Below are 24,371 nucleotides of genomic sequence, written 5' to 3'. Positions count from 1 at the left end.
TTCACCGGCCCTGCCCCTGCTGCGGCTGCATGCCAGGGACGCGCACGGCATCGCGGCTCTGCTGGTTCGGCACGATCAGGCCCTGCACGCGGCTTCCCGGGGTATTCACCAGCCGGGCCACGCCAGTGCGCATGTTCACGATGGATTCCTGACCGTTCAACTGGTTCTCGCCCCGGGTGATGCGCACGCCGCCCAGCAGGCGGGCCATGCCGCTGGTGGTGTTGTACACGCCACGGTCGCCGCGCACGACTTCCTGCGGCGTGCGGATCTCGACATTGCCGAAGGCTTCCACCCGGTCCAGCTTGCTGCCGGCGCCGGGCACGTTGCGCGTGGTGCCGCCCGCCGCATTGGCGGCCGGCGCCGTCTGGCCTTCCGGCAGGAAATAGCCCACCAGCGTATCGGCGGCGATGCGGCGGTTGTCGTCGGTCACCACCACGGCGGCGCCGCGCGCCACCGACATGCGCTTGTTTGGCCAGTATTCCAGGCTGTCGCGCGCCGTCAGGGTATCGGAAGGCGTGGTCAGCTTCAGGTTCTTGCCCGTCAGCACCATCACCCCCTGGTCCATGTCATAGACCGCGCGGTCGCCCTGCGCCTGGTCGGTGGCGGTGTTGATATGGACGTTGCCCTCGGCCTCGATGCGCCAGATCTCGTTGCCGCCGCCGGGGCCCTCGCCCAGGGCGCCGCTATTGGCGGGCTGGCTGGCCGGCTGCCCGGCGCGCGGGCGGTAGCGGGCGATCAGCCGGTCGCCGCGCAGCGTCACGCCCTCGCGGATGGCGCGGGCATCGCCGCGGGCAATCACCACCTGCTCGTTCTGCCGCCATTCGATGCCGTCGGTGGAGGTGATGTCCACCGGGCCGCCCTTGGTCATGTCCAGGCCCTGGGCGTGCGGCAGGCCCGGCAGCGCCAGCAGCCCGGCCAGCAGGGCGAGGGCGGGAAGGTGGCGGATGATCATTGCTTGCCCTCCAGCACCGCGTGGCTCTTGCCGGTGAAGATCATCACCTGCCCGCGCTCGCGCAGGCGGAAGCCCTCGCTCTCGATGGTGCCGAAGGGGCCCTGCGCGGCGGTGGGCCTGTCGCTCTCGGCCTCGCCGGCATGCACGTCGATATGGGCGGCGTCAGTCTTCATGGTGGTGCCATTATCGTGCCAGAGCGTCACCTGGCCCTGCAGGTCCAGCAGGTTGTCGGGCCGGTTGTACTGGCCTTCGCGCGCTTCCAGCAGCATCCAGGCGCCATTGGTCAGCAGGATGTCGGCGCGCGGCTTTTCCAGGTCGATCAAGCCGGTCTTTTCCTGCTGCACGGCGGAATTGGCGGTGACGTTGTAGGGGCGGTTCTGCTCGTCCACGCCCTGGTAGCGGGCGCCGGAAATGCGCATCGCATCGGCTTCCGTCTGCGTCGCGCGGCGGAAGGCCATGCGGCCGCGGTCGGCCGCGCCGTCGATCTCGGGCCAGAGTGCGATGGTGGAGAGCAGCGCCAGCGCGCCCAGCGGCAGCAGCAGCTTGGCCAGCCGCACCGCCACCCGGCGGCGCATGATGGAGCCGGCGCTGACCTGCACCCGCGCGCGCGACGGCAGCAGCGCGCGGCGCGTGTTGGCGCCACGGTCGATGCCGGGCGCGGCCAGGGTGTCACGCGGCGGAAAGGACAGCTTCATGCGGCGGGGCCATGGGGCGATGCCGCCCGGAACGCCCGGTCCCAGCCCGGACCGGGCAGCGGAGCATGAACGTCGCGAAACAGCAGGCCGGGCTGGAGAAGGGACAACCTCACGAACCATGTATGGGGTGGCGGGCCCTGATGGTCAACGCAGGACTCTGCGTTCCTTCCAAAAACCATGCCAAGTTCCTGCCACAATGTAAAAAACCGGGGAAGTATTTCCCCCGGTCCTTTCAGTGGTCGAAGATATCCGGCTCGTCGTAGCCCAGCAGGTCCAGTTGCCCGCGCGCCGGCAGGAAGCGGAAGCAGGCTTCGGCCAGTTCCAGTCGTCCTTCCCGCCGCAGCAGCCCTTCCAGCCGGTCCCACAGCGCATGCAGGTGCAGCACGTCGGAGGCGGCATAGGCCAGCTGCTCCGGTGTCAGCTCGGCGGCGCCCCAGTCGGAACTCTGCTGCTGCTTGGAGATCTCGACCCCCACCAGCTCCCGCAGCAGGTCCTTCAGCCCGTGGCGCTCGGTGAAGGTGCGCACCAGCTTGGCGGCGATCTTGGTGCAGCGCACCGGCGCCACTTCCACCCCCAGCGCCTGGCGCAGGATGGCGACATCGAAGCGCGCGAAATGAAAGAGCTTGATCTGCTCCGGATCGGTCAGCAGGCGCTTCAGATTGGGGCAATCGGCGCCACGGCCACCCAGGCGCTCCGGCACGATCTGCACGCAATGCGCATTGCCGTCGCCGGATGAAAGCTGCACGAGGCAGAGCCGGTCCCGGTGCGGGTTCAGGCCCATGGTTTCCGTGTCGACGGCGACAACGGGACCGAGGTCCAACCCATCGGGCAGATCATGTTTGTGCAGCTTGATCATGGTGCCGGGTCCAGTCGGGCGGGGGGCGAAAAGGGTGCGTCCCATGCCGCGGCTACCGGTCTTTCGATCCGCCGCCGCTCATACCAGCGGAGAGGATATGCCCAGGAAAGGACTCGAACCTTCACGACCTTGCGGTCACTGGCACCTGAAGCCAGCGCGTCTACCAATTCCACCACCTGGGCAGGGGGCGAATACGCCGTGCGGCGTGGAACGGGCTTTTATGGGGGGGCAGGCACCTCGTCAAGCGGGCCTGTCAAAAATTCCGCATCGGCATCGAAAACCCTCCCGCACCAGGGGTGCGGGAGGGCCGCCGCGTCAGGCGCGGGAGCGGCGCCCAAGCGTGCCGGCGCGGCCGCCGGCCCAGCCGCAGAGGGCGCCCAGCACCAGCACACCGAAGCTGACCAGCGCGGCGCGGGACACCACTTCCGCCGTGCGCTGCGCCACCTGGGCCGCCTGGTCGCGCAGGCGCTGGGCGGCGTCGCGGTACTGCTGCTCGTATTGCACCACCTGGACGCGGGCCTCCTCGACCGGGATGGAGCGGGCCTGGGCCAGCGCCTGCGCCGCACGCTCGCGTGCCTGCTGCTGTTCGGCCGCGTCGCCGGTCATCAGGGCGCGGAGGGAGGAGATGGCGGTATCGCGCAACTGCTCCGGGCTCTGGTTGCCGGTGGATTCCCGCAACTGCCGCTCGATGCCGCCGAAGGGGTCGGCCTGCTGCGCCAGCGCCGGCGCCGCCCCCTGCACGGCCTGGCCCGCACCCTGGGCCACGCCGCCCATCACATTGGTGACGCCGTTCAGCGTGCCGCCGACCAGGCCGGTCACGGCGCCGGAAAGCATGAACAGGATGACCAGCGTGGTGGCGGCCCAGGTGACCAGCCCGTGCAGCCCGCCGGTGCCCTGCGGCGGCTGCGCCGAGAGGCGCCCGGCCACCCAGCCGCCGGCGAAGGCGGCGACCAGGCCGGAGCCGCCGTACCAGGTGGCCGCGGCGACGGTGAGGGTGGTGGCCTCCGGGCTCTGGCCCGTGGCTGGCTCCAGCGTGGCGAGGCCGAAGCCGAGGCCCAGCAGGGTCAGCAGCGCCTGCACCACCAGCGCCACCACGGCGCCGGCCAGGATGGCGCCCCAGGACATGCGGCGGATACCGCCATAGCCTTCGGTGATGGGATAGGGCGTGGTGGCATAGGCCCCCGGCGGCGCCCCGCGCTCATAGCCCGGTTGGGGCTGTGAAGTGGAGGAATACTCGCTCACGTGGCGTCTCCTGCCATGGGACATCCCGGATGGCCGGGTGTCCGTGAAACGGAGGCATGCGCCTCCATCTCCGAAACGCTTTGGTGCGGGTAAGGTGGCAGAACGAGCCGGAAATCGTTCCGTGTGTGGAACGCGGTGGGGCTTCAGTCCCGCAGGCGGAGGACGAAGAGTTCCGCCTTTTCCTGCATCGGGCCGGCGGCATGGGCGGCCTGCTCGCCCCAGCCCCAGAAAAGGTCGGCCCGCGCCGGGCCACGGATGGCGCCGCCGGTATCCTGCGCCAGCACCAGCCGCCGCAGCGGCGCCCCGGTCAGCGGGTGGTGCGTGACGATCCAGACCGGGCTGCCCAGCGGGATCTCCGTGCGGTCCACGGCAATGGAGCGCAGCGGCGTCAGCGGCACGCCCTGAGCGCCAGTAGGGCCCTGGTCCGGACGCGCCGCCACCGGGCGGAAGAAGACGTAGGAGGGGTTCTGCTCCATCACCGCCCGCGCGCGCTCCGGCCCCGCCGCTTCCAGCCAGGCGCGGATGGATTGCATCGAGACCTTGTCGCGCGGGATCTCGTTCTCCTGCACCAGCACGCGGCCGATGGGCACATAGGGGCGGCCGTTCTGCCCGTCGAAGCCGACGCGGCGGATACCGCCATCGGGCAGGATGATGCGGCCGGAGCCCTGGATCTGCAGAAAGAAGCGGTCCACCGGGTCCGCCAGCCAGAGCAGCGCCGGGCGGCCGGCATCGGCCTCGATGGCGGCGCGCTCGGGATAGGGGTCCAGCCGGCCATCGCGCACCAGCCCGGCGGTGCGGCGGCCCTTCAGGTCGGGCGCGAAGCGGCCGAGATCGACCTCCACGAGGTCGGCGGGGCGGGTATGCAGCGGCACGGGGTATTCGGCGGAAGGGGTGTCCGAGCCGCGGATCTCCGGCTCGTAATAGCCGGTCATCAGCCCCTCGCCGGCGGGGCGCAGGGTGAAGCGGCGCTCAAAGAAGGCGCGGGCGGCGGCATCGTCGCCGGGCGGGATGGCGGCGGCCTCGGCGCAAAGGGCGGCGGGCAGGGCGGGGGGGCGGCAGCCGGCCAGGAAGGGCGGCAGGGCCTCGGAAAGGCGGTCCTCGGCCCAGCCGGGCAGCTCGGCCACCTGCTTGGGCGCGGGGGGCGTGCAGGCCGCCAGCCCCAGCAGGGCGGCGGCCGCGAAGGCGAGGCGGATCAAACCGCCCCGGTGCCCACCAGCTTCCAGGTCGGGTCGCTGTTGCGCAGGTCGCGCTGGAAGGTCCAGAGATCGACGATCTCGGTCACGCCGTCATGGCCGGACACCACCGAGCCATCCGCCGCCGTGGTCATGTTGATCTGGTCGGACACGATGCGCACCGTGATCTCGGCCACGCTGCCGCGCAGGTCGGCGGCCTCGATGGTCATGTCCTGCACGTTGCGGATCTCGGTGCGCTGCTGCTCGCCCGCCGTCTCGCGCGCCGCGATGGCCTGCTCGAAGCCGGCATAGGTGTCGTCGGAGAGCAGGTTGCGCAGGGTGGCGCGGTCGCCGCTGGCGAAGGCTTCCACGATCATGCGGAAAGCGCCCTCGGCACCGCCCAGGAAGCTGGCAGGGTCGAAGCCGCCATCCTGCGCGCGGATGCGGGCCAGGCCCTGGCCGGCAGGCGTGCGCGCATCCGGCACGCCACGCGGCGGCGCGGCGGGCGTGGCATCCGGCACCGCCGTGGGCACCGGGCGCAGCGGCTCGGCGGCGCCGCGCGCCTCCTGCGGCGGGCGTTCGAAGCCCTGGCGGCGGCCCAGCACACCGCGCAGCCGCAGCACCAGGAAGGCCGCGACCATGGCAAACAGGATCAGATCGACCGGAAAGGCGCCGGACATTGCATTCTCCTCATCTTTCGTCACTTAGGACGCGGACCCTGCCGCCGCAACGGCTGGCAGTGTCATGCATGCCGGATTCGTGGCACGCACTGGCCCCGGCGGCCCCGATCTGCTGAAACCAGCCTGAAGGCTCTACCGTATGGGGAGCGAGGAGTTGCGATGATCCTGCTGCGCCATGGCCAGAGCGAGTTCAATCTTCACTTCACCGCCACCCGCCGCGACCCCGGCATCCAGGACCCGCGCCTGACCGAGCTGGGCCACCAGCAGGCGGAACAGGCCGCCGAGGCGCTGCTGGCCGAGACCGGCGGCGCCATCCGCCGCATCATCGCCAGCCCCTATACCCGCGCCTTGCAGACGGCGGCACCCCTGGCGCGCCGCCTCGGCCTGCCGGTGACCATCCAGCCGCTGGTGCGGGAGCGTTATGCCTTCGCCTGCGACATCGGCAGCCCCCGCACCAAGCTCGCCATGGAATGGCCGGACCACGACCTCTCCCATATCGAGGAGGTCTGGTGGCCCGCCATCGAGGAACCGGCCGAGCAGGTGGAGGGCCGCGCCCGCCTCTTCCGCCAGGAAATGGCGGCGCTGGAGGACTGGGCTGAGACCGTGGTGGTCTCCCACTGGGGTTTCATTCTGTCCATGACCGGCCGCTCGATGGCCAATGGCGAGTGGCTGCGCTGCGACCCGACCGGGCCCGGCCCCGAGAGCATCGTCTGGAAGCATTCCTGACAGCCCGCCCCGGGCGTGCTACCCCGCCAGCCTGATATCCCAGACCGCATCCTCCGCGAGGCCCGCCATGTCCGAGACCCAGAACCCCCTCCCGAACGGCGCCGCCCAGCCGGGCCAGCCCACCGGCCCGCTGGTGATGAACCTGCAGTACACGAAGGACCTGTCCTTCGAGGTGCCGGGCGCGCCGGAGATCTTCACCCAGCTGCGCGAGCAGCCGCGCATCGACCTGTCGCTGGACGTGCAGGCCCGCGCCCTGCAGGAAGGCGGCAATGTCTTCGAGGTGGCGCTGCAGATCCGCGCCGATGCCCAGGCGCAGATCGACGGCACCAGCCAGCCCGCCTTCATCGCCGAGCTGGTCTATTGCGGCATCTTCACCCTGAACGTGGAGCCGCAGATGGTGGAGCCGCTGCTGCTGGTGGAATGCCCGCGCCTGCTCTTCCCCTTCGCCCGCAACATCCTGGCGGATGTGACGCGCGACGGCGGCTTCCCGCCCGTGCTGCTTTCCCCCATCGACTTCGTGGCCCTGTGGCAGAGCCGCCGCGGCGCGCAGACGGCGGCGGCCGCGCCGGTCGCCAACGCCTGATCAGCCAAGGCCAGGGGGCGCCGCCCCGTGAACCCCCGCCGGGGGGACAGTGTCCCCCCGGACCCCGCCACCAGTTGCGGGTGGAAGGCTAGCCCCTGGGTTAGCCTTTTTTCATTCTTGCGCGCGCGGGGCGAAAGTGCCGCGCTGCGGCCTTGAAGTTCGCGGAAAAAACCGGCAGCGGGGTCCGGGGTGGACTTTCCACCCCGGCGGGGTTCCAAGGGGCGGAGCCCTTTGGCCGCGCTCCGAACATCGCAGGGACTTCATGCTCCGCAATATTCTGACCATCGGCGGCTGGACCTTCGCCAGCCGCATCCTCGGCTTCGTGCGGGACATGCTGATCGCCGCCTTCCTGGGCGCGGGCCCGATGGCCGATGCCTTCTTCCTGGCGTTGCGCCTGCCCAACATGTTCCGCCGGCTCTTCGGCGAGGGCGCCTTCAACGCCGCCTTCGTGCCCGCCTTCACCGCCGCGCTGACGCTGGACGGTCCCGCCAAGGCCCGCGTGCTGGCCGAGCGCATGGCCACGCTGATGACGCTCTGGCTCTCCCTGCTGGTGGTCATGGGCATGATCTTCATGCCACAGATCATGGCGGTGCTGACCCCCGGCCTGGCCGATGAGCCGCTGCGCTTCGACTTGGTGGTGGAACTCTCCCGCATCACCTTCCCCTACCTGCTCTTCATCTGCCTCACCGCGCTGGTCTCCGGCGTGCTGAACGCGGCGGACAAGTTCGCGCTGGCGGCGGGGGCGCCGCTGCTCTTCAACCTCTGCGCCATCGTCTCCCTCTTCGGCCTGACGCCCTACGTGCAGACGCCGGCCCATGCCCTGGCCTGGGGCACCATGGCCTCCGGCATCCTGCAGCTCATCGTTGTGGTCTGGGCCTGCAACAAGGCGGGGCTCGGCTTCCGCCTGCTCTCCTTCCCCAAGCTCACGGAGGACACGCGGCAGGTGCTGCGCCGCATGCTGCCCGGCATCCTGGGCGCCAGCGTGACGCAGCTGAACCTGGCGGTGGACATGTTCATCGCCTCCTGGCTGCCGGCCGGGGCGATTTCCTACCTGAACTACGCCGACCGCCTGGCGCAGCTTCCCCTCGGCGTGGTGGGCGCGGCCATGAGCACGGCGCTGCTGCCGGTGCTGTCGCGCCAGTTGCGCTCGGGCAAGGTGCTCTCCGCCCATCGGAGCATGAACCGCGGCCTGGAACTCTCCCTGGCCCTGACGCTGCCCGCCGCCGTGGCGCTGATCATCACCGCCCAGCCCATGCTGTCGGTGCTGTTCGAGCGCGGCGCCTTCACCGCCGACAAGGTGGCCGCCACCGCCCCGGCCCTGGCCGCCTATGCCGCGGGCCTTCCGGCCTATGTGCTGATCAAGTCCCTGGCCCCCGGCTTCTTCGCGCGCGGGGATACGGCGACGCCGGTGAAGATCGGCATCGCCACCGTGGCCTTCAATCTCTGCCTCAACCTGCTGATGACGCCATATCTGCAGCATGTCGGCATCGCGCTCGCCACCGCGCTTTCCTCCTGGGCCAATGCCGGGCTGCTGGCGCTGGTGCTGATGCGGCGCGGCCACTGGGTGGCGGACCGCCAGCTGCGCCGGAATTCCTGGCGCCTGATGGGTGCCGCCCTGGTGATGGGCGGCATCCTCTGGGGCCTGGAAACCCTAATCTTCCCGGCCACGGGGCTGTGGCGCTTCCTTGGCCTCGGCGCGCTGGTGGGGGTGGGGCTGGTCAGCTACTTCGGCGCCACCTTCGCCCTTGGCGCCTTCGATCTGCGGGAGCTGCTGCGGCGCCGGCGGCGGGTGGCGGCCTAAGGGGGGCCAGCCGGGGCCAAAGGGGGCGCTGCCCCCTCTGGACACTCCCGCCGGGGTGGAAAGTCCACCCCGGACCCCGCTTCCAGTTTGGAGCCGCAGCGCGGCGTCAGCTTTTCAAGAATAGCCACGCGGGCTGAACCCGCAGGCGCCGGAGGTCCATGACCTCCGGCGTGCCCGGCCTCCGCTAAAACGGATGGCGGGGTCTGGGGTGACACTGTCACCCCAGCGGGTGTGTCCAGAGAGGGCGGAGCCCTCTTTGGCCCCGGTGTCTTATTCCGCCGCCACAGTCCAGAGCGGTTCCTTCAGCTTCTTCAGGAAGGCCGCATGGGCTTCCAGTTCCTCCGCCGTCGGCATGATCGGGCGCGGGGTGCGGTTCACCGGCGCCGCGTCCAGCAGCACCGGCCCGGCGGAGGAGGCGGCGCGGGAGGTGGCCAGTTCCAGCCCCGGCTGCTTGCCGCCCATCAACTCCAGATAGACCTGCGCCAGCAGCTGCACGTCCAGCAGCGCGTTGTGCGAGGTGCGCATGGAGTTGTCGATGCCGTAGCGCCGGCACAGCGCGTCCAGGCTGTTGGGCAGGCCGGGGAAGCGCTTCTTGGCCAGCACCAGCGTATCGACCATGCGGGAGCGCGGGATGGGCTGCGCGCCTGCGCGCTTGAACTCGTGGTCGAGGAAGTTGAAGTCGAAGACGGCGTTGTGGGCCACCACCGGATCGTCGCCCAGGAATTCCAGCAGGCCGGGCAGGATCTCGGCGAATTTCGGCTTGCCGATCAGCATCTCGCGCGTGAAGCCGTGGATGCGGCTGGCTTCCTCCGGCACGTCACGCTCAGGGTCGATCAGCACGTGGTAGTGGCGGCCGGATGGCACGAGGTTGATCAGCTCCACCGCCGCCACTTCCAGCACGCGGTCGCCGGTGGCGGGGTCGAGGCCGGTGGTCTCGGTATCCAGGACCAGGGCGCGGCTCATGCGTATCTCTCCAGCAGGGCCAGGATCTGGCGGCGGGTGTTGTGGCGCGAGAGGCCGCTGCGCACCAGATGGTCGGCGCGGGCGCGGCGCAGCGGGTCGGGGGTCTGGCGCTTCAGGATGGCGTTGAGGCGCTCCGGCGTCATGCCAGGGCGGGCCAGGACGCGCTTGCGCTGTTCGGGCGCGGGGGCGGTGACGACGACCACGGCGTCGCAGCGGCGCTCGCCCCGTGTCTCGAACAGCAGGGGGATGTCCAGCACGGCCAGGGGGCGGCCGCGGCGGCGGGCGGCGGCCAGGAATCGGCGTTCCTCGGCCCGCACCAGGGGATGGACGATGCGCTCCAGCCGGCGCAGCGCGGCCGGGTTGCCGAGCACGGCGCGGCGCAGGGCCTCACGGTCCACCGCGCCGTCGCGGATGGCGCCGGGGAAGGCCAGGCCGATCGGCGCCACGGCGCGGCCGCCGCGCCCTTGCAGGGCATGCACCGTGGCATCGGCGTCGAAGACCGGGATGTTGCGGCGGCGGATCACGCCCGTGGCGGTGGACTTGCCCATGCCGATGCCGCCAGTGAGGCCCCAGATCTTCATGCGGTCTTCGGGATATCCTGGGCCACGAAGGCGCGGAGTTCGGCATCCACCGCCGGCTCGGTGCCGAACCAGGCGGCGAAGCCGGGGCGGGCCTGGTGCAGCAGCATGCCGAGCCCGTCCACCGCGCGCAGGCCGCGCGCGCGGGCGGCGGCCAGCAGCGGCGTTTCCAGCGGCACATAGACGGCATCGGCCACCACGGCATGGGCGGGCAGGGGGGAGAGGTCGATCTCCAGCGGGGGCTGGCCGGCCATGCCGAGGCTGGTGCTGTTGACCAGCAGGGCCGCGCCTTCCAGCGGCGGGGCGGTGGCGACCGCGACGCGGCTGTCGCCCAGGCTGTCCGCCAGGGCCTCGGCACGGTCGGTGCTGCGGTTGACGATGCTCAGGCGCGGGCAGCCGGCATCCAGCAGCGCGACCGCCAGGGCACGGGCGGCGCCGCCCGCGCCCAGCAACACGGCGGGGCCATCGGTGGCGGCCCAGCCGGGTGCCTGCTCATAGAGGGATTCGAGGAAGCCGAAGCCATCGGTATTGGAGCCAAGGATGCGGCCTTCCCGGAAGACCAGCGTATTGGCCGCGCCCATGCGGCGGGCGGTCTCGTCCAGCTCGTCGCACAAAGCGAAGGCGGCTTCCTTGTGCGGGATGGTGACATTGGCGCCACGGAAGCCCAGCGCCACCAGCCCGCGCAGGGCGGTGGCGAAATCCTCCGGCGCCACGGGCAGCGGCAGATAGGCGCCGTCGATGCCATGGCGGCGCAGCCAGAAGCCATGCAGGCGGGGGGAGCGGGAATGGGAGACGGGCCAGCCGAGCACGCCCGCCAGCCTGGCCTTGCCGGAGAGGATCGTCATGCCGGCATCAATCCGGCCTGCCGGGCGCGCGGTCAACCGGGGTCAGGGCGTGGGCCGCATCACCCCCTGCGCATCGCGCTTCAGCGGATGCGCCTGGGTGGGCAGCGGCGCGCCGGGGGCCTGGGCCACCGTGACGCCATGCGGCCAGTCGGCGGGGGCGATGGCGATGTAGCGGGCATAGCCGCCGGTGCCGCCCAGCGGCCTGGCGAAGCCGATGGCGATCAGCGCCCCGGCCTCCGGCACCTGGTCCAGGTTGGCCACGCCCTCGGCCTGGGTGAAGTTGTTGTGCATCAGCCAGTGCTCGCCCTCCAGGTTGGGCGTGGTGTCGGTGTCCAGCGGCTCATGCCCGTGGAACAGGATCTTGCGCTCGAGGTGCAGGAACTTCAGCGCATCCAGCGACACGCCGGGGAAGGGCTTCTGGTTGAAGCGCGCCTGGTCCGCCCAGCCCTTGGACCAGTCGGAGCGCACCATCACCACCGCCCCTTCCGGGATGCGGCCATGGCGGGATTCCCAGGCCGCGATATCCGCCACCTGAAGATGGTAGCCGGGGTCGGTGGCCACCTTCTCCTGGATCGGGATCACCACCAGCGGGCGAATGGCATAGGTGGGCGGCAGGTCGCTGATGGTGGCGCCCAGCGGGTTCCAATGCGCCGGCGGGTCCAACTGCGTGCCGTACTGGTCGGTGGTCATGACATAGGCGGAGGCGACGAAGCCGTGCTTCTCGTAGGTATATTCCTCCCCCTTGGCGACATAGCCGGGGATATCGGCGCCGGCCCGGGCGGGGGCGAATTCCGCGTGCCCGAAGCCCGGCCAGACCGGCTGGGAAGGCGCGAAGGCATGCGTCAGGTCGATGTGCTTGGCGCCTTTCAGCGCCGATTCGTAGATACCCCAAAGGCCCGGCGTGCCGGCCGTCTGGGCCAGGGCGGGCGCCGCCGTCAGCATGGTCGCGGCCGCCAGGGCCAGCATCCGTCTCCGCATCGGGAATCCCTTTCGCTGCGTTGCGAAATCGTATCATGCCGCCCCGCGGCGCGGGCTGGCCAGCGGCTTCGCGCATCCCGCCCCCTGGCAATCCGTCGCGCGCGATGCCACCACTGCAAGCGACGAGAAGAACCGACGAGGACCACCCATGACGCGTGCCTTGCAGGTCGCGGTCCAGATGGACCCGATCCACAGCATCAATATCGACGGCGACAGCACCTTCGTTCTCATGCTGGAGGCGCAGGCGCGGGGCCACACGCTCTGGCACTACCATGTCAAGGACCTGACCCTGACGGCCGGACGCGTGCTCGCCCGGATGCAGCCGGTGGAAGTGCGCCGGGAGAAGGGCAACCACTACACGCTGGGCGAGGCGCGGGAGGTGGATCTTTCCACCATGGACGTGGTGCTGATGCGCCAGGACCCGCCCTTCGACATGGCCTATATCACGGCCACCCATATCCTGGAGATGATCCACCCCAGGACCCTGGTGGTGAACGACCCGGCCAGCGTGCGCAACGCGCCCGAGAAGCTGTTCGTGATGCAGTTCCCGGACCTGATGCCGGACACCATGATCACCCATGACCCGCTGGAAGTGCGCAAGTTCCGCGAGAAGCACGGGGACATCATCGTCAAGCCGCTCTTCGGCAATGGCGGCGCCGGCGTCTTCCACCTGCGGCCCGAGGACGGCAACCTCAACGCCCTGCTGGAACTCTACGCCGAGAAGTCGCGCGAGCCGCTGATGATCCAGCAATACGTCCCCGCTGTGCGGGAAGGCGACAAGCGCATCATCCTGGTGGACGGGGAGCCGATGGGCGCCATCAACCGCGTGCCGGCGGCGGGCGAAAGCCGCTCCAACATGCATGTCGGCGGCCGGCCGGAACAGATCGCGCTGAGCGAGCGCGACAAGGAGATCTGCGCCCGCATCGGGCCGGAACTGAAGAAGCGCGGGCTGATCTTCGTCGGCATCGACGTGATCGGCGACTACCTGACCGAGATCAACGTCACCTCCCCCACCGGGCTGCAGGAAATCACGCGCTTCGATGGCGTGCAGTTGGAGAAGGCGATCTGGGACGCGATCGAGAGCAAGCGCGCCTGACGATCGGCCGGGACCAAGGGGGCGCTGCCCCCTTGGGACCCCCGCCGGGGTGACAGTGTCACTCCGGACCCCGCCATCAGTTTAAGATGCGGCGGCCGGTTCCGCCTGATGCCAATGGCACCAGGCGACTGCGGCCTCAGCCCGCGCGGCCTTTCACAAAACCACATCCGCTGTCGGCCTTGGTGCGGCGCCGAACTCGCAGCGGGGTCCGGGGCGGACTTTCCACCGCGGCGGGAGTGCAGAGGGCAGCGCCCTCTGCCGGGGTCCAGGGGCAGCGCCCCTGGCTTCAGAACTTCCAGCCGGTATGGATCGCCACGATCCCGCCGGAAAGGTTCTGCCATTTCACTCGCTCGAAGCCCGCGCGCTCCATCATGCCGGCCAGAGTCGGCTGGTCGGGGAACATGCGGATGCTTTCCGCCAGGTACTGGTAGCTCTCGGCGTCCTTGGCGATCTTGGCGCCGATGGCGGGCAGCACCTTGAAGGACCAGGCGTCGTAGAGCGGCTTCAGCGCCTCGACCTCGAGGTTGGAGAATTCCAGCACGCACATCCGTCCACCCGGGCGCAGCACGCGGAAGCCCTCGCGCAGCACCGCGTCCTTGTCGGTACAGTTGCGCAGGCCGAAGGCCATGGAGACGCGCTCGACGCTGCCGGCGGGCAGGGGGATCTTCTCGGCGTCGGAGCAGACGAATTCCAGCCCCTCAGCCAGGCCCTTCTGCAGCGCGCGGCCCTGGCCCACGCCCAGCATGGCGGCATTGATGTCGGAGAGGATGACCTTGCCGGCGCCGCGCTTCTTGGCGAGGAAGGCGACATCGCCGGTGCCGGCGGCGAGGTCCAGCAGCGTGTCGCCCGGCCCGGCGCCGATGGCGGCGACGAAGGCGTGTTTCCAGGCCCGGTGCAGGCCCAGCGACATCAGGTCGTTCATCACGTCGTATTTCGGCGCGACGCTGTTGAAGACCTCACGCACCATGGAGGCCTTGGCCTCGCGGTCGACGGTGCGGAAGCCGAAATCGGTGGTCTGGGTCATGGGGGTCAATCTAGGCCCGATCGGTGGTTCAGCCCAGCAGGCGGCGGAGCAGGCGGAGCAACATCCGGCGCTCCTCGGCCGAGAGGGGGGCAAGCAGGCGCTCATTGGCGTGGCTGCCCTGGCGCACGGCCTCGGCCAGGGCGGTGGCGCCGGCCTCGTTAAGGGAAAGCACCACGGTGCGGCGGTCCAGCGGGTCTCGCCCCGCGTCCACCAGCCCGCGGTCCCGCAGCCGGGCGACGACGCCCTGGATGGTGGCGGGGTCCAGCGCCACGGCGCGGCCAAGCGCGTTCTGGGTGGCGGTGCCGAGTTCACTGAGGCGCAGCAGGGTGGCGAACTGGGTGGAGGTCAGCCCGCTCACGGCGCCGCGCTCCTGGAACAGGGCGGCATGGCGCTGGTGGGCGCGGCGGAGCAGGTGGCCGACCGATTCGTCCAGCCGGTAGGACGGGCGCGGCCGAATCGGCGCGGAGCGTTCCTCCGCCCGTTCCGCCGGCACGATCGTGAGCTGCGACTGGCTCATGTTCCTGCCCCCTTCCTCATGGACCCAGCGCACCATCCGCATCGGGAGGGAATGCGTCAACCGGCCCGCCGGGGGAAAGGATGGCCGGGCGGTGCCGGAACCGGCCCGGCGCCGGCTCAGCCGGGCAGAGAGCGATAGCCGAACATCGCCAGCGTCAGGCTACCAAGGCCCAGCGCGACCATGCCGGCGCGGTCGGCGTGCCAGAGCAGACGCTCGGCGAAGATAGCGGCCAGCTCACGCCGGCCTTCTGGCGTGCGCAGGCGCCGCCCGCCTTCCCCGGCCAGCACAGGCCAGAGGCGGGTGCCGCGCAGGTCCATCCGGGGCATGCGCAGCGCCGCCGCCCACATACCGAGCCAGAGCGCCGCCGTCATCAGCGCACCGCTTTGCAGCGCCATGATCGGGCGGGGCGCCAGCAACAGCATGACCATGGCGATCACGAGGGCGGCAAAGCCCATGGCGCGCCGGATGGTGTAGTCGGCAAGACTGCGGAGCGTATCCATCGCGGGCCCCTTTGCCGCCATTCACCGGAACATGGGGGGTGGGCGATCAAACCGCTCCGCCCCAGGCGCCGGCATCATGCACGGACGTTCTGAATGCTGATCATATGGGCCAACTTGCGGGCAGGGGAAGCGTTGCAGGTGCCCATGGTGGAAATCTGGCATGTGATGCGGTTCTGGCCGTCGTGCCGCGACGCAGGCGTCGACACTGATATCACATTTTTGTGATAATCCTTCCGACCCTGCTTCGGTGATTCCCCTGCGCCATCCGCCAAGTTCACACTCGGCCCAAGGCAGTGCCGGAAAACGGCACCCGCCCGAGAAACCCGCCGAAGACGCGGGGCAGACAAGCGACCGTCAACACGATCCCGGGCCTTCGCATCCGGGACAGGGCAGGGACATCGTTCAACCAATGGCTACCGCGATCCCAACTTCCGGCGCCGCGACCCGGCCCATGACGCGGGAGGAAAGGAAGGTCATTCTGGCTTCCTCCCTCGGCACCGTCTTCGAATGGTATGATTTCTATCTCTACGGCTCTCTGGCCGCGATCATCGGTGCCAAGTTCTTCAGCCAGTTCCCCGAGGGCACGCGCAACATCTTCGCCCTGCTGGCCTTCGCGGCGGGCTTCCTGGTGCGCCCCTTCGGCGCCCTGGTCTTCGGGCGGCTGGGCGACCTGGTGGGGCGCAAATACACCTTCCTCGTCACCATCCTGATCATGGGCGCCTCGACCTTCATCGTCGGCATCCTGCCCACCTCGGACCAGATCGGCATCTCGGCGGCCATCATCCTGATCGTGCTGCGCTGCCTGCAAGGGCTGGCGCTGGGCGGCGAATACGGCGGCGCCGCCACCTATGTGGCCGAGCACGCGCCGAATGGCCGCCGCGGCTTCTACACCAGCTTCATCCAGGTCACCGCCACGGGCGGGTTGTTCCTGTCGCTGCTGGTCATCCTCTTCGCCCGCTCCGCGCTGGGCGAGACCGCCTTCCTCGACTGGGGCTGGCGCATCCCCTTCCTGGTCTCGATCCTGCTGCTCGGCATCTCCGTCTGGATCCGCATGCAGCTCCAGGAAAGCCCGGCCTTCAAGAAGATGAAGGAGGAAGGCACCGGCTCCAAGGCGCCGCTGACGGAAGCCTTCGGCCAGTGGAAGAACGCCAAGGTGGCCATCCTGGCGCTGTTCGGCCTTGTCGCCGGCCAGGCGGTGGTCTGGTACACCGGCCAGTTCTACGCCCTGTTCTTCATCAACTCGATCCTCAAGGTGGATGGCTATACCTCCAACCTGCTGATCGCCTGGGCGCTGCTGCTCGGCTCCGGCGGCTTCGTGCTCTTCGGCTGGCTGTCGGACAAGATCGGCCGCAAGCCGATCATCCTGGGCGGCTGCCTGCTGGCGGCGCTGACCTATTTCCCGCTCTTCAAGCTGCTGAGCGCCGAGGCCAACCCCGCCCTGTATGCCGCGCACCGCGACATCACCGTGGTGGTGCAGGCCGACCCGGCGGATTGCTCCTTCCAGTTCAACCCGGTGGGCACCGCGCGCTTCACCAATAGCTGCGACATCGCCAAATCCGGCCTCGCCCGCCTCTCGGTGAACTATTCGGTCGAGAACGCGGCCCCCGGCAGCGTCGCCACCGTGCGCATCGGCCAGACCAGCCTGGCGGCCAATGCGCCGGACTTCACCCAGGCCCTGGGTGCCGCGGTGACGGCGGCGGGCTACCCGGCGGCCTCCAACCCCTCCGTCGTGAAGATGACGAATCCCTTCGACATCTTCCGGGAACAGCCGGCGGTCAGCATCCTGGTCCTGACCATCCTGGTGATCTACGTCACCATGGTCTACGGCCCGATCGCGGCGGCGCTGGTGGAGCTTTTCCCCACGCGCATCCGCTACACCTCCATGTCGCTGCCCTACCATATCGGCAACGGCTGGTTCGGCGGTCTGCTGCCGGCAACCTCCTTCGCCATGATCGCCCAGACCGGCGACGTCTATTACGGCCTCTGGTACCCGGTGGTGATCGCGCTGGCGACGGTGGTGATCGGCGCCTTCTTCGTGCCGGAAACCAAGAACCGCGACATCTTCGCGGAGGACACCAACTACGACACGGCGGGGCGGCCGGCGGCGCGGCCTGCGCGCTACTGAGAAGACTGGCCAGGGGGCGCCGCCCCCTGGACCCCCGCCGGGGTGGACAGTCCACCCCGGGCCCCGCTTCGCGTTTCTGCCTCGCCCAAGGCCATGGCGCGGCGCCAGCCGCTCAGAAGATCCATCCAAGCTGAATCCGCGGTCGCCGGAGGTCATGGACCTCCGGCGCACCCGGCCTGCCAAAAACAGTTGGCGGGGTCCGGGGTGACACTGTCACCCCGGCGGGTGTGTCCAGAGAGGGCGGAGCCCTCTTTGGCCCCGGCTCAGGCCCCGGAGAGCTTCCCTTCCACCACCGCCAGGGCGCGCGCGAAGGCGGCATCCGCGTCCATCTCGGTGGTATCGATCAGCACGGCGTCCTCGGCGGGCTTCATGGGCGCCACGGCGCGGGCGGCGTCCTGCTCGTCGCGGGCGCGGAGTTCGGCCAGCACCTGTTCCTGCGCCACCTCGGCGCCACGGCCACGCAGTTCCAGCCAGCGGCGGCGGGCGCGTTCCTCGGCGCTGGCGGTGACGAAGAGTTTTACCCGTGCATCCGGGAAGACCACGGTGCCGATGTCGCGCCCGTCCAGCACCGCGCCATGGGTGCGGCCGAAGTCGCGCTGCCAGTCCAGCAGCGCCGCGCGCACGCCGGGCTGGGCGGCGACGGCGCTGGCGGCCATGTCGGCTTCCGGGCCGCGCAGGTCGCCGCGCGCCAGGTCGGCCGGGTTCAGGCCGCGTGCGGCGGCCTCGGCGGCGGCGGGGTCGCGCGGGTTGGCGCCGGCATCCAGCACGCGGCGGCCGGTGGCGCGGTAGAGCAGCCCGGTATCCAGATAGGCCAGCCCCAGATGCGCCGCGAGGCGCCGGGCCAGCGTGCCCTTGCCGGCGGCGGCGGGGCCATCCACCGCGATCACGGGGCGCGTGCTCATGCGGGCTGGATGGGGCTGCCGGCGGCGGCGCCGTTCATCAGCGCCGCGAAGCCGGGGAAGGAGGTGTCGATGAAGCGGCCGTCATCCACCGTCACCGCCTGCTCGGCGGCCAGGCCCAGCACCAGCGCGCTCATGGCGATGCGGTGGTCCATATGGGTGGTGACATGGCCGCCGCCGGCGGGCGGGCGGCCGTTGCGCTGCAGGATGAGGTCGTCGCCCTCCACCTCGGCCACCACGCCATTTGCGGCCAGCAGGGCCACGGTGGCGGCCAGGCGGTCGCTTTCCTTGACCCGCAGCTCCTTCAGTCCGCGCATGCGGGTGGTGCCGCTGGCGAAGGCGGCGGCAACGGCCAGGATGGGATATTCGTCGATCATCGACGGCGCGCGCTCCGCCGGCACCTCCACGCCGCGCAACGGGCCATGGGTGGCGGTGATGTCGCCCACCGGCTCCCCGCCCTCCAGGCGCTCGTTGGTCACCACAAGGTTGGCGCCCATCTCGCGCAGCGTGGTGAAGAGGCCGGTGCGCAGCGGGTTCAGCCCCACGCCTTCCACCGTCAGCGAGGAACCGGGCACCAGCAGCGCCGCCACCAGCGGGAAGGCAGCGGAGGAGGGGTCGGCCGGCACATGCACCGGGGCGGCCACCAGCTCCGGCTGGCCCTCCAGTTCGATGACGCGGCCATGGCCCCGGGCCTCGACGCGCACGGTAGCGCCAAAGTGACGCAGCATGTTCTCGGTGTGGTCGCGGCTGGCCTCGGGCTCCTCCACCCGCGTGGTGCCGCGGGCGCAGAGGCCGGCCAGCAGCACCGCCGACTTCACCTGGGCGGAAGCCACCGGCAGGCGGTAGTCCAGCGGCAGCGGCTCGGCGGCGCCCTCGATGGCCAGCGGCAGGCGGCCGCCGGCGCGGGAGGTGAAGCGGGCGCCGCTGGCGGCCAGCGGGTCCATCACCCGCTTCATGGGGCGGGAGCGCAGCGAGGCATCGCCCGTCAGCACGGCAAAGATCGGGTGGCCAGCAATCAGGCCGCAGATCAGCCGCGCGGCGGTGCCGGAATTGCCCATGTCCAGCACATCCGCCGGCTCCACCAGCCCGCCGACGCCACGGCCGGCCACCTGCCAGTGGCCCTCGCCCAGCCGGTCCACCGTGGCGCCGAGGGCGCGCATGGCGGCGGCGGTGCGTAGCACGTCCTCGCCTTCCAGCAGGCCGGTGATCTCGGTGCGGCCGACGGCGAGGGCGCCGAACATCAGGGCGCGGTGGCTGATGGATTTGTCGCCCGCCACGCGGATGCGGCCGGTGAGGCCCCCGGCGGGGCGGGTGCTGCGCAGGGGCTGCGCGGCGGCGTCGTGTGGCGAGGTAGCTGAGTGCGACATGGCCACGGGGTTTGACATGGCCCCATGTGCGTGGCAATGCGCGCCCTTGCCTGCGGCCGTCCGCACCTTCCGCCATGCGGCCGCCCCTCTATTCTGTCCTGCGGGAATCCAACGCCGATGGCCAAGCCCGAACTGGGTATGAAGCGGACCTGTGTCGCCTGCGGCGCCAAGTTCTATGACCTCGGGAAGCAGCCGGCTTCGTGCCCGAAATGCGGCACCGAGCAGCCAGCCGAACAGCCCCGTGCCCGCCGTGCCGCCCTGCCGGTGGACGACAAGGTGAAGAAGCGCCCTGTGGCCGCCGACCCCGATACAGATGATGTCGAGATCGAGGACGTGGACGCGGACGAGGCGCTGGACGACGCCGAGGAAATCGACGACGCCGAGGACGATATCGAGGTGGAAGTCGAGACCGACCGCGACGAAGAGAACTGAGCGCGGCCAGGGGGCGCTGCCCCCTGGACCCCCGCTGGGGTGACAGTGTCACCCCAGACCCCGCCATCGGTTTGGCATGGCGGTTCCGCCGGAGGTCCATGGCCTCCGGCGACAGCGGATTCAGTCCGCAGAGCCTTTATTGAAAACCTGAATAATTGGCCGGCCTCGCGCCGCCCTGCCCGCGTGCCTCGAAGCAGGGCCCGGGGTGGACTGTCCATCCCGGCGGGGTGTCCAGAGGGGTGGCGCCCCTCTGGCCCCGGCTTTCAGCCGCGCGCCGCCGCCAGGGCCGCCGCCGCCGTCAGCCGCCCGTCATAGAGCGCGCGCCCGATGATGGTGCCGGCGACATTGCCGGCCGCCATCAGCGCCGTGATATCCTCCACCCCCGCGACGCCGCCGGAGGCGATGACCGGCGTGGTCAGCCGCGCGCCCAGCGCGCTGGTGGCCGCGACATTGACGCCGCCCAGCATGCCGTCGCGGTCGATGTCGGTATGGATGATGGCGGCCGCGCCCGCGTCTTCAAAAGACAGCGCGAGGTCAAGGGCGGAGGTGGTGCTGGTCTCGGCCCAGCCCTCGGTCGCCACCATGCCGTCGCGCGCATCGATGCCCACCGCCACCTGGCCGGGGAAGGCGCGGCAGGCGGCCTTGGCGAAATCAGGATTCTTCACCGCGGCCGAGCCGAGGATGACGCGGGCCACGCCGCGCTTCAGCCAGGCTTCCACCGTCGCCATGTCCCGGATGCCGCCGCCGAGCTGCACGGGGCAGGGGGTGCTGGCCAGGATGCGGTCCACGGCCTCGGCATTGGCGGGCTTGCCGGCGAAGGCGCCGTCCAGGTCCACCACATGCAGCCATTCGAAGCCCTGCTGCGCGAAGGCGGCGGCCTGGGCGCCGGGGTCCTCGGCATAGGTGGTGGCCTGGTCCATGTCGCCGCGCTTCAGGCGCACCACATGGCCGCCCTTCAGGTCGATGGCGGGGTAGAGGGTGAAGGCCAAGGCTCAGTTCTTTCCGGTGGTGGCGCGGATATCCAGGGCGCGGCCGCGCGTGGGCTCCAGCAGCTTGTAGTAGTAATGGCCGGCCACGGTCTGGCCGCGCACCCGGGCATAGGCCGGGTGGGTGCCCCAGCGGGTATAGCCCATGGCCTCGAAGAGCGTGATGGCGGTGGTCTGGGTGTCGCGCACGTCCAGGTTCAGCACGCGGTGGCCGAGGGCGGCGGCGCGTTCCTCCACCCGCTTCACCAGCAGGCGGGCCAGGCCATGGCCGCGTGCATAGGGCGCGATATAGGCGTGGGTGAGCTGGGCGGAGAAGGACTGCGCCTCGTTGTTGCGGGGCGGGCGCAGTAATTGCGCGGAGCCCACGGGCACGCCGTCCAGCTTGGCGATGAACAGCTCGCAGGCCGGCACCAGCAGCACGCCGCGGAAGTGGCGGGTCAGTGCCTCGCGCCCCTGCGGGGCCACCCAGCCGAAGCCGCCGCCTTCGATGATGGCGGCATCGGTGGCCTCGCAGAGATCGGCCAGCTCGGCATCGTCCAGGGCTTCGGCGCGCTCGACGGACAGGGTGTGGGTGGTGCTCATGGCCGCCACGCCAGGAAGTTGGCCAGCATGCGCAGGCCGACGAACTGGCTTTTCTCGACGTGGAACTGGGTACCGAACATGTTGTCGCGTCCAATGGCGGCCACAACGGGGCCGCCGTAATCGGCGGTGGCCAGGATCTGCTCGGGCCGGCCGCCGGAAAGGGCGTAGGAATGCACGAAATAGGCGTGGTCGCCGGGCTCCAGGCCGGCCAGCACGGGGTGGGAGCCTGGGGCAAAGCGCAGCCCGTTCCAGCCCATCTGCGGCAGCGGCAGGGGCTCGCCAGCCAGGCCGCGCGGGTCCATGGGCGCCATCTCGCCGGCGATCCAGCCGAGGCCGGGGGTGGTGCCGTGCTCCAGCCCGCGCTCCACCATCAGCTGCATGCCGACGCAGATGCCGAGGAAGGGGATGCCCCGGCGGGTGACAGCCTCGTCCACCGCCTCCACCATGCCGGGCATGGCATCCAGCCCGCGCCGGCAAGCGGCGAAGGCACCCTGGCCGGGCATCACGATGGCATCGGCCTGCGCCACGGCTTCCGCCCGGGTTTCCACCGTGATGGCGGCGCCGCTGCCGCCTTCATCGGCGGCGCGGCGCAGCGCCCGCAGCACCGAGGCGAGGTTGCCTGAGCCGGGATCGACCACCGCGACTTTCATGCGCGCGCACTCCGCAGATCGGGCCGCGCGTCCAGGGCGCGCAGAAGGGCCGCCTCGGCATCGCGGGCGATGACGACGCCGGACACCGGCAGGCCATGCCGCGCCAGCGTCCAGCGGCGGATATCCTGCGCCTGCAGCCCCACCAGGACCTGCGCGGCAAGGGTCACATAGGGCAGCACCGCCGCCGGCAGCAGGAAGGCGGCGAGGACGGACAGCGCCACCCAGATCACCAGCGCCAGCCAGAGCCGGTGGAACAGGAACCACAGCGGCGGCAGCAGGAAGGCGAGGAAGGCGAAGCCCTCCGGCACCAGTTCCGGCATGCGGGCCGGGCGGGTGGCGGGGACCGAGGCGGGCGCGGCGGCATGCAGGGTAAAGCGGCGCATCAGCCCTCCAGCGATCCTTTGGTGGAAGGGATGGCGCCGGCGGCGCGCGGGTCGGGCTCCACGGCCATCCGCAGCGCGCGCGCCAGGGCCTTGAAGCAGCCCTCCGCGACATGGTGCGCGTTGGTGCCGGCCTTCTGCGTCACATGCAGCGTGATGGCGCTGTTCATGGCGAAGGCGCGGAAGAATTCTTCGAAGAGCTCCGTATCCATCTCGCCCACCTTGTCGCGCGTGAAGGTGGCGTTCCAGGCGAGGAAGGGGCGGCCGGAGATGTCGATGGCGGCTTCCACCAGCGCCTCGTCCATCGGCACCAGGGCCTGGCCGTAGCGGCGGATGCCGCGCTTGTCGCCCAGCGCCTGGCGGATGGCCTGGCCCAGCACGATGCCGACATCCTCGGTGGTGTGGTGGAAGTCGATATGCAGGTCGCCCCTGGCCTCGATCTCCATGTCGATCAGGCTGTGGCGGCAGAGCGCCGTCAGCATGTGGTCGAGGAAGCCGATGCCGGTGGCGATGCGGCCCTGGCCCGTGCCGTCCAGGTCGATGCGGATGCGGATTTCGGTCTCGCTGGTGGCGCGGGAGATCTCGGCGGTCCGGGCGGGGGCGGTGGCTGTAGGCGACATAGCCGCTTCCTAAACCGCGCCAGGGGCGGGCGCCAGTGCCGGTGGGTGAAGCCTGGAATTGGGGTCATTCCTCGCAGGCCGCAAGGGCTTCGGCAACTTGGCGACACGCTTTCAAAACCGCCTTGGGCGGGCAGCGTGAAGCGGCATACCCGGCGGTGCGGCAGGTGCTTTCTCGCGCATGCCTCCGGCGGGTGGGACTCGCCCTGTTGCCGTGCTGACGGGAGCTTGGCCGGCAAGAGAGGCGTGCTCCCTTGGTGCAGCCTGGAAAAGGCGGGGGCGGCCTCGGGCGGCGCCATTCCCGCCCCTTCGCCTCAGAGGCGCCGCAGCCAGTCGAGCAGCCGGGCCGCGACCTGCTTCCAGCCGGGTTCCAGCATCATGAGATGGCCCATGCCGGGCATGAAGCTGGCGCTGGTGCCGTGCCACAGGGCGCAGCGGCTGACGGCATCGGGCGGGATCAGCCGGTCCTCGCCGGCGCCCAGCACCAGTACGGGGCGGCCGTGCAGCCAGCCATGCGGCACCGGCTGCGGCCCCTGCGCTTCCATCAGCGCCGCGCGGGATTCACCGCCCATGCGCCGCAGGAAGCCCTGCGCACGTTCCATCGGCATGGCGGCGCCGAAGAGGCTGGCCACCAGGGAAGGGTCGGCCTCCGCCGCCATGTGCCCCACGGGGCCATCCATGCGCGCCGCCTCGGCCCAGAGGGCGGGGTCGCTCATGGCCAGCCGCGTGGTGGAAAGCCAGAGCCCTTCCGGCGGCACCGGCGCCAGCAGGGCGGCGCCGCGCACCGCGGGTTCCAGCAGCAGCCGCTGCGCCACCAGCGCGCCCAGTGAATGCCCGACCAGCACCACCGGCCCGCCCATCCGCGCCACTGCCGCCCGCGCCTGCGCCACGTATTCGCCGAGGCCCGCCGGCTGCCCATCTTCCTTCACGCGGTTGAAAGCCAGGGCCTGGCTGGCGAAGCCGCCCTCGGCGCAGGCCTGGGCGAAGCCTTCCTGCCAGACCCAGTCACCGCAGGCGGCACCATGGAGAAACAGCAGGGAGGGCAGCGCCGTGCCGCACCGGGCACGGAAATCCGGAAAAGGGCTATCCGGCATCAGCGAGGTTCAGGGCAGGTCATGTGCGGCC

The 24,371-nt window shown here is 70.6% G+C and carries 27 protein-coding genes and 1 tRNA gene; 6 read left to right on the top strand and 22 right to left on the bottom strand.

Annotated features, from left to right (window positions below; translation table 11 throughout):
- Position 1: 1 nt before the first annotated feature.
- The 7 genes from EBE87_RS02130 to EBE87_RS02100 all read right to left on the bottom strand — a co-directional run bounded on the left by EBE87_RS02130 (position 2) and on the right by EBE87_RS02100 (position 5,597).
- Positions 2 to 952: an LptA/OstA family protein gene (locus EBE87_RS02130; RefSeq protein WP_120639513.1), complete on the bottom strand. Its 951-nt coding sequence runs from the start codon at positions 950 to 952 to the stop codon at positions 2 to 4.
- Complete coding sequence (gene lptC, locus EBE87_RS02125; protein WP_120639512.1) at positions 949 to 1,647, bottom strand: LPS export ABC transporter periplasmic protein LptC; 699 nt, start codon at positions 1,645 to 1,647, stop codon at positions 949 to 951. The genes EBE87_RS02130 and lptC overlap by 4 nt, the downstream gene beginning before the upstream one ends.
- 232 nt (positions 1,648 to 1,879) lie before the next feature.
- A complete protein-coding gene (locus EBE87_RS02120; protein WP_120639511.1) occupies positions 1,880 to 2,548 on the bottom strand; it encodes a ribonuclease D in 669 nt (222 codons plus the stop codon).
- A 53-nt stretch (positions 2,549 to 2,601) separates the two neighbouring features.
- Positions 2,602 to 2,685: transfer RNA gene (locus EBE87_RS02115), tRNA-Leu, on the bottom strand.
- Positions 2,686 to 2,818: 133 nt separating this feature from the next.
- Positions 2,819 to 3,745, bottom strand: coding sequence for a PhnA-like protein (locus tag EBE87_RS02110; RefSeq protein WP_120639510.1), 927 nt, complete (start codon positions 3,743 to 3,745; stop codon positions 2,819 to 2,821).
- A 143-nt stretch (positions 3,746 to 3,888) separates the two neighbouring features.
- Entirely contained in the window at positions 3,889 to 4,941 is a 1,053-nt protein-coding gene (mltA, locus tag EBE87_RS02105) for a murein transglycosylase A (RefSeq protein ID WP_122139845.1), read from the bottom strand.
- Positions 4,938 to 5,597 (bottom strand): Tim44/TimA family putative adaptor protein, encoded by a 660-nt coding sequence (locus EBE87_RS02100; RefSeq protein ID WP_122139844.1) that lies wholly within the window; start codon positions 5,595 to 5,597, stop codon positions 4,938 to 4,940. The genes mltA and EBE87_RS02100 overlap by 4 nt, the downstream gene beginning before the upstream one ends.
- A gap of 159 nt (positions 5,598 to 5,756) precedes the next feature.
- Between EBE87_RS02100 and EBE87_RS02095 the strand changes: the two genes are divergently transcribed.
- The 3 genes from EBE87_RS02095 (at position 5,757) to murJ (ending at position 8,707) form a co-directional block, all read left to right on the top strand.
- On the top strand, positions 5,757 to 6,323 hold the full coding sequence (locus EBE87_RS02095) for a histidine phosphatase family protein (RefSeq protein WP_120640984.1): 567 nt from the start codon (positions 5,757 to 5,759) through the stop codon (positions 6,321 to 6,323).
- A gap of 67 nt (positions 6,324 to 6,390) precedes the next feature.
- The gene (secB, locus tag EBE87_RS02090; RefSeq protein WP_120640983.1) at positions 6,391 to 6,906 is read left to right on the top strand and encodes a protein-export chaperone SecB; all 516 of its coding nucleotides are present in this window, start codon (positions 6,391 to 6,393) and stop codon (positions 6,904 to 6,906) included.
- Between the two features lie 262 nt (positions 6,907 to 7,168).
- On the top strand, positions 7,169 to 8,707 hold the full coding sequence (gene murJ, locus EBE87_RS02085; RefSeq protein ID WP_120640982.1) for a murein biosynthesis integral membrane protein MurJ: 1,539 nt from the start codon (positions 7,169 to 7,171) through the stop codon (positions 8,705 to 8,707).
- A 270-nt stretch (positions 8,708 to 8,977) separates the two neighbouring features.
- Here the strand turns inward: murJ and dnaQ are convergent, their stop codons facing one another.
- The 4 genes from dnaQ to EBE87_RS02065 are packed head-to-tail and all read right to left on the bottom strand — an operon-like array spanning position 8,978 to position 12,071.
- Positions 8,978 to 9,670 carry a DNA polymerase III subunit epsilon gene (dnaQ, locus tag EBE87_RS02080; protein ID WP_120640981.1) on the bottom strand — a complete coding sequence of 231 codons (693 nt, stop codon included), beginning with the start codon at positions 9,668 to 9,670 and terminating at the stop codon, positions 8,978 to 8,980.
- A complete protein-coding gene (coaE, locus tag EBE87_RS02075; RefSeq protein WP_122139843.1) occupies positions 9,667 to 10,251 on the bottom strand; it encodes a dephospho-CoA kinase in 585 nt (194 codons plus the stop codon). The genes dnaQ and coaE overlap by 4 nt, the downstream gene beginning before the upstream one ends.
- A complete protein-coding gene (locus tag EBE87_RS02070) occupies positions 10,248 to 11,093 on the bottom strand; it encodes a shikimate dehydrogenase (RefSeq protein ID WP_120640558.1) in 846 nt (281 codons plus the stop codon). Before EBE87_RS02070 ends, coaE begins: the two co-directional genes overlap by 4 nt.
- A 42-nt stretch (positions 11,094 to 11,135) precedes the next feature.
- Positions 11,136 to 12,071: a cyclase family protein gene (locus EBE87_RS02065; RefSeq protein ID WP_120640557.1), complete on the bottom strand. Its 936-nt coding sequence runs from the start codon at positions 12,069 to 12,071 to the stop codon at positions 11,136 to 11,138.
- 148 nt (positions 12,072 to 12,219) lie between these two features.
- On the opposite strand from EBE87_RS02065, the gene gshB reads away from it, so the two are divergent.
- The gene (gene gshB / locus EBE87_RS02060; RefSeq protein ID WP_120640556.1) at positions 12,220 to 13,167 is read left to right on the top strand and encodes a glutathione synthase; all 948 of its coding nucleotides are present in this window, start codon (positions 12,220 to 12,222) and stop codon (positions 13,165 to 13,167) included.
- A gap of 286 nt (positions 13,168 to 13,453) precedes the next feature.
- Here the strand turns inward: gshB and EBE87_RS02055 are convergent, their stop codons facing one another.
- From EBE87_RS02055 to EBE87_RS02045, 3 genes are all read right to left on the bottom strand, one after another.
- Entirely contained in the window at positions 13,454 to 14,191 is a 738-nt protein-coding gene (locus EBE87_RS02055; protein WP_120640555.1) for a class I SAM-dependent methyltransferase, read from the bottom strand.
- A 28-nt stretch (positions 14,192 to 14,219) separates the two neighbouring features.
- The gene (locus EBE87_RS02050) at positions 14,220 to 14,708 is read right to left on the bottom strand and encodes a MarR family winged helix-turn-helix transcriptional regulator (RefSeq protein ID WP_120640560.1); all 489 of its coding nucleotides are present in this window, start codon (positions 14,706 to 14,708) and stop codon (positions 14,220 to 14,222) included.
- Positions 14,709 to 14,824: 116 nt separating this feature from the next.
- Complete coding sequence (locus EBE87_RS02045; protein ID WP_120640554.1) at positions 14,825 to 15,208, bottom strand: hypothetical protein; 384 nt, start codon at positions 15,206 to 15,208, stop codon at positions 14,825 to 14,827.
- Between the two features lie 409 nt (positions 15,209 to 15,617).
- Between EBE87_RS02045 and EBE87_RS02040 the strand changes: the two genes are divergently transcribed.
- The gene (locus EBE87_RS02040) at positions 15,618 to 17,333 is read left to right on the top strand and encodes an MFS transporter (RefSeq protein WP_199707865.1); all 1,716 of its coding nucleotides are present in this window, start codon (positions 15,618 to 15,620) and stop codon (positions 17,331 to 17,333) included.
- 263 nt (positions 17,334 to 17,596) lie between these two features.
- Here the strand turns inward: EBE87_RS02040 and cmk are convergent, their stop codons facing one another.
- Together cmk and aroA are read right to left on the bottom strand one after the other, a co-directional pair.
- On the bottom strand, positions 17,597 to 18,235 hold the full coding sequence (cmk, locus tag EBE87_RS02035; protein ID WP_122139842.1) for a (d)CMP kinase: 639 nt from the start codon (positions 18,233 to 18,235) through the stop codon (positions 17,597 to 17,599).
- Positions 18,232 to 19,599, bottom strand: coding sequence for a 3-phosphoshikimate 1-carboxyvinyltransferase (gene aroA / locus EBE87_RS02030; protein ID WP_120640599.1), 1,368 nt, complete (start codon positions 19,597 to 19,599; stop codon positions 18,232 to 18,234). The genes cmk and aroA overlap by 4 nt, the downstream gene beginning before the upstream one ends.
- Before the next feature lie 117 nt (positions 19,600 to 19,716).
- Here aroA and EBE87_RS02025 point away from each other — a divergent pair, with 117 nt between their 5' ends.
- Positions 19,717 to 20,031 carry a TIGR02300 family protein gene (locus EBE87_RS02025; protein ID WP_120640597.1) on the top strand — a complete coding sequence of 105 codons (315 nt, stop codon included), beginning with the start codon at positions 19,717 to 19,719 and terminating at the stop codon, positions 20,029 to 20,031.
- Positions 20,032 to 20,294: 263 nt separating this feature from the next.
- Here EBE87_RS02025 and hisA read toward each other — a convergent pair whose 3' ends face one another.
- The 6 genes from hisA to EBE87_RS01995 form a co-directional block, all read right to left on the bottom strand.
- The gene (hisA, locus tag EBE87_RS02020) at positions 20,295 to 21,020 is read right to left on the bottom strand and encodes a 1-(5-phosphoribosyl)-5-[(5-phosphoribosylamino)methylideneamino]imidazole-4-carboxamide isomerase (RefSeq protein WP_120640596.1); all 726 of its coding nucleotides are present in this window, start codon (positions 21,018 to 21,020) and stop codon (positions 20,295 to 20,297) included.
- A 3-nt stretch (positions 21,021 to 21,023) separates the two neighbouring features.
- Complete coding sequence (locus EBE87_RS02015; protein ID WP_120640598.1) at positions 21,024 to 21,599, bottom strand: GNAT family N-acetyltransferase; 576 nt, start codon at positions 21,597 to 21,599, stop codon at positions 21,024 to 21,026.
- A complete protein-coding gene (gene hisH / locus EBE87_RS02010; protein ID WP_120640595.1) occupies positions 21,596 to 22,249 on the bottom strand; it encodes an imidazole glycerol phosphate synthase subunit HisH in 654 nt (217 codons plus the stop codon). The genes EBE87_RS02015 and hisH overlap by 4 nt, the downstream gene beginning before the upstream one ends.
- The gene (locus EBE87_RS02005; protein WP_120640594.1) at positions 22,246 to 22,632 is read right to left on the bottom strand and encodes a DUF2628 domain-containing protein; all 387 of its coding nucleotides are present in this window, start codon (positions 22,630 to 22,632) and stop codon (positions 22,246 to 22,248) included. The genes hisH and EBE87_RS02005 overlap by 4 nt, the downstream gene beginning before the upstream one ends.
- Positions 22,632 to 23,249, bottom strand: a complete 618-nt coding sequence (gene hisB / locus EBE87_RS02000; protein WP_120640593.1) for an imidazoleglycerol-phosphate dehydratase HisB — start codon at positions 23,247 to 23,249, stop codon at positions 22,632 to 22,634. Before hisB ends, EBE87_RS02005 begins: the two co-directional genes overlap by 1 nt.
- A gap of 311 nt (positions 23,250 to 23,560) precedes the next feature.
- A complete protein-coding gene (locus EBE87_RS01995) occupies positions 23,561 to 24,340 on the bottom strand; it encodes an alpha/beta hydrolase (RefSeq protein ID WP_120640592.1) in 780 nt (259 codons plus the stop codon).
- Positions 24,341 to 24,371: the final 31 nt, after the last annotated feature.

It is taken from the genome of Teichococcus wenyumeiae (assembly GCF_003696345.1).
In the GTDB taxonomy this organism is placed as follows: Bacteria; Pseudomonadota; Alphaproteobacteria; order Acetobacterales; family Acetobacteraceae; genus Pseudoroseomonas; species Pseudoroseomonas wenyumeiae.
This window is presented reverse-complemented; position numbering and strand designations above follow the sequence as displayed.

Excerpts from the sequence above, each read along its gene's own strand:
- EBE87_RS02095 (WP_120640984.1), top strand. The coding sequence starts at position 5,757 with ATGATCCTGCTGCGCCATGGCCAGAGCGAGTTCAATCTTCACTTCACC.
- EBE87_RS02120 (WP_120639511.1), bottom strand. The coding sequence starts at position 2,548 with ATGGGACGCACCCTTTTCGCCCCCCGCCCGACTGGACCCGGCACCATG.
- EBE87_RS02045 (WP_120640554.1), bottom strand. The coding sequence starts at position 15,208 with ATGGATACGCTCCGCAGTCTTGCCGACTACACCATCCGGCGCGCCATG.
- EBE87_RS01995 (WP_120640592.1), bottom strand. The coding sequence starts at position 24,340 with ATGCCGGATAGCCCTTTTCCGGATTTCCGTGCCCGGTGCGGCACGGCG.
- EBE87_RS02130 (WP_120639513.1), bottom strand. The coding sequence starts at position 952 with ATGATCATCCGCCACCTTCCCGCCCTCGCCCTGCTGGCCGGGCTGCTG.
- EBE87_RS02040 (WP_199707865.1), top strand. The coding sequence starts at position 15,618 with ATGGCTACCGCGATCCCAACTTCCGGCGCCGCGACCCGGCCCATGACG.
- EBE87_RS02050 (WP_120640560.1), bottom strand. The coding sequence starts at position 14,708 with ATGAGCCAGTCGCAGCTCACGATCGTGCCGGCGGAACGGGCGGAGGAA.
- secB (WP_120640983.1), top strand. The coding sequence starts at position 6,391 with ATGTCCGAGACCCAGAACCCCCTCCCGAACGGCGCCGCCCAGCCGGGC.
- lptC (WP_120639512.1), bottom strand. The coding sequence starts at position 1,647 with ATGAAGCTGTCCTTTCCGCCGCGTGACACCCTGGCCGCGCCCGGCATC.
- EBE87_RS02070 (WP_120640558.1), bottom strand. The coding sequence starts at position 11,093 with ATGACGATCCTCTCCGGCAAGGCCAGGCTGGCGGGCGTGCTCGGCTGG.
- EBE87_RS02005 (WP_120640594.1), bottom strand. The coding sequence starts at position 22,632 with ATGCGCCGCTTTACCCTGCATGCCGCCGCGCCCGCCTCGGTCCCCGCC.
- EBE87_RS02025 (WP_120640597.1), top strand. The coding sequence starts at position 19,717 with ATGGCCAAGCCCGAACTGGGTATGAAGCGGACCTGTGTCGCCTGCGGC.
- cmk (WP_122139842.1), bottom strand. The coding sequence starts at position 18,235 with ATGAGCACGCGCCCCGTGATCGCGGTGGATGGCCCCGCCGCCGCCGGC.
- EBE87_RS02015 (WP_120640598.1), bottom strand. The coding sequence starts at position 21,599 with ATGAGCACCACCCACACCCTGTCCGTCGAGCGCGCCGAAGCCCTGGAC.
- EBE87_RS02065 (WP_120640557.1), bottom strand. The coding sequence starts at position 12,071 with ATGCGGAGACGGATGCTGGCCCTGGCGGCCGCGACCATGCTGACGGCG.
- dnaQ (WP_120640981.1), bottom strand. The coding sequence starts at position 9,670 with ATGAGCCGCGCCCTGGTCCTGGATACCGAGACCACCGGCCTCGACCCC.
- aroA (WP_120640599.1), bottom strand. The coding sequence starts at position 19,599 with ATGTCGCACTCAGCTACCTCGCCACACGACGCCGCCGCGCAGCCCCTG.
- gshB (WP_120640556.1), top strand. The coding sequence starts at position 12,220 with ATGACGCGTGCCTTGCAGGTCGCGGTCCAGATGGACCCGATCCACAGC.
- hisB (WP_120640593.1), bottom strand. The coding sequence starts at position 23,249 with ATGTCGCCTACAGCCACCGCCCCCGCCCGGACCGCCGAGATCTCCCGC.
- coaE (WP_122139843.1), bottom strand. The coding sequence starts at position 10,251 with ATGAAGATCTGGGGCCTCACTGGCGGCATCGGCATGGGCAAGTCCACC.
- hisH (WP_120640595.1), bottom strand. The coding sequence starts at position 22,249 with ATGAAAGTCGCGGTGGTCGATCCCGGCTCAGGCAACCTCGCCTCGGTG.
- murJ (WP_120640982.1), top strand. The coding sequence starts at position 7,169 with ATGCTCCGCAATATTCTGACCATCGGCGGCTGGACCTTCGCCAGCCGC.
- EBE87_RS02100 (WP_122139844.1), bottom strand. The coding sequence starts at position 5,597 with ATGTCCGGCGCCTTTCCGGTCGATCTGATCCTGTTTGCCATGGTCGCG.
- EBE87_RS02055 (WP_120640555.1), bottom strand. The coding sequence starts at position 14,191 with ATGACCCAGACCACCGATTTCGGCTTCCGCACCGTCGACCGCGAGGCC.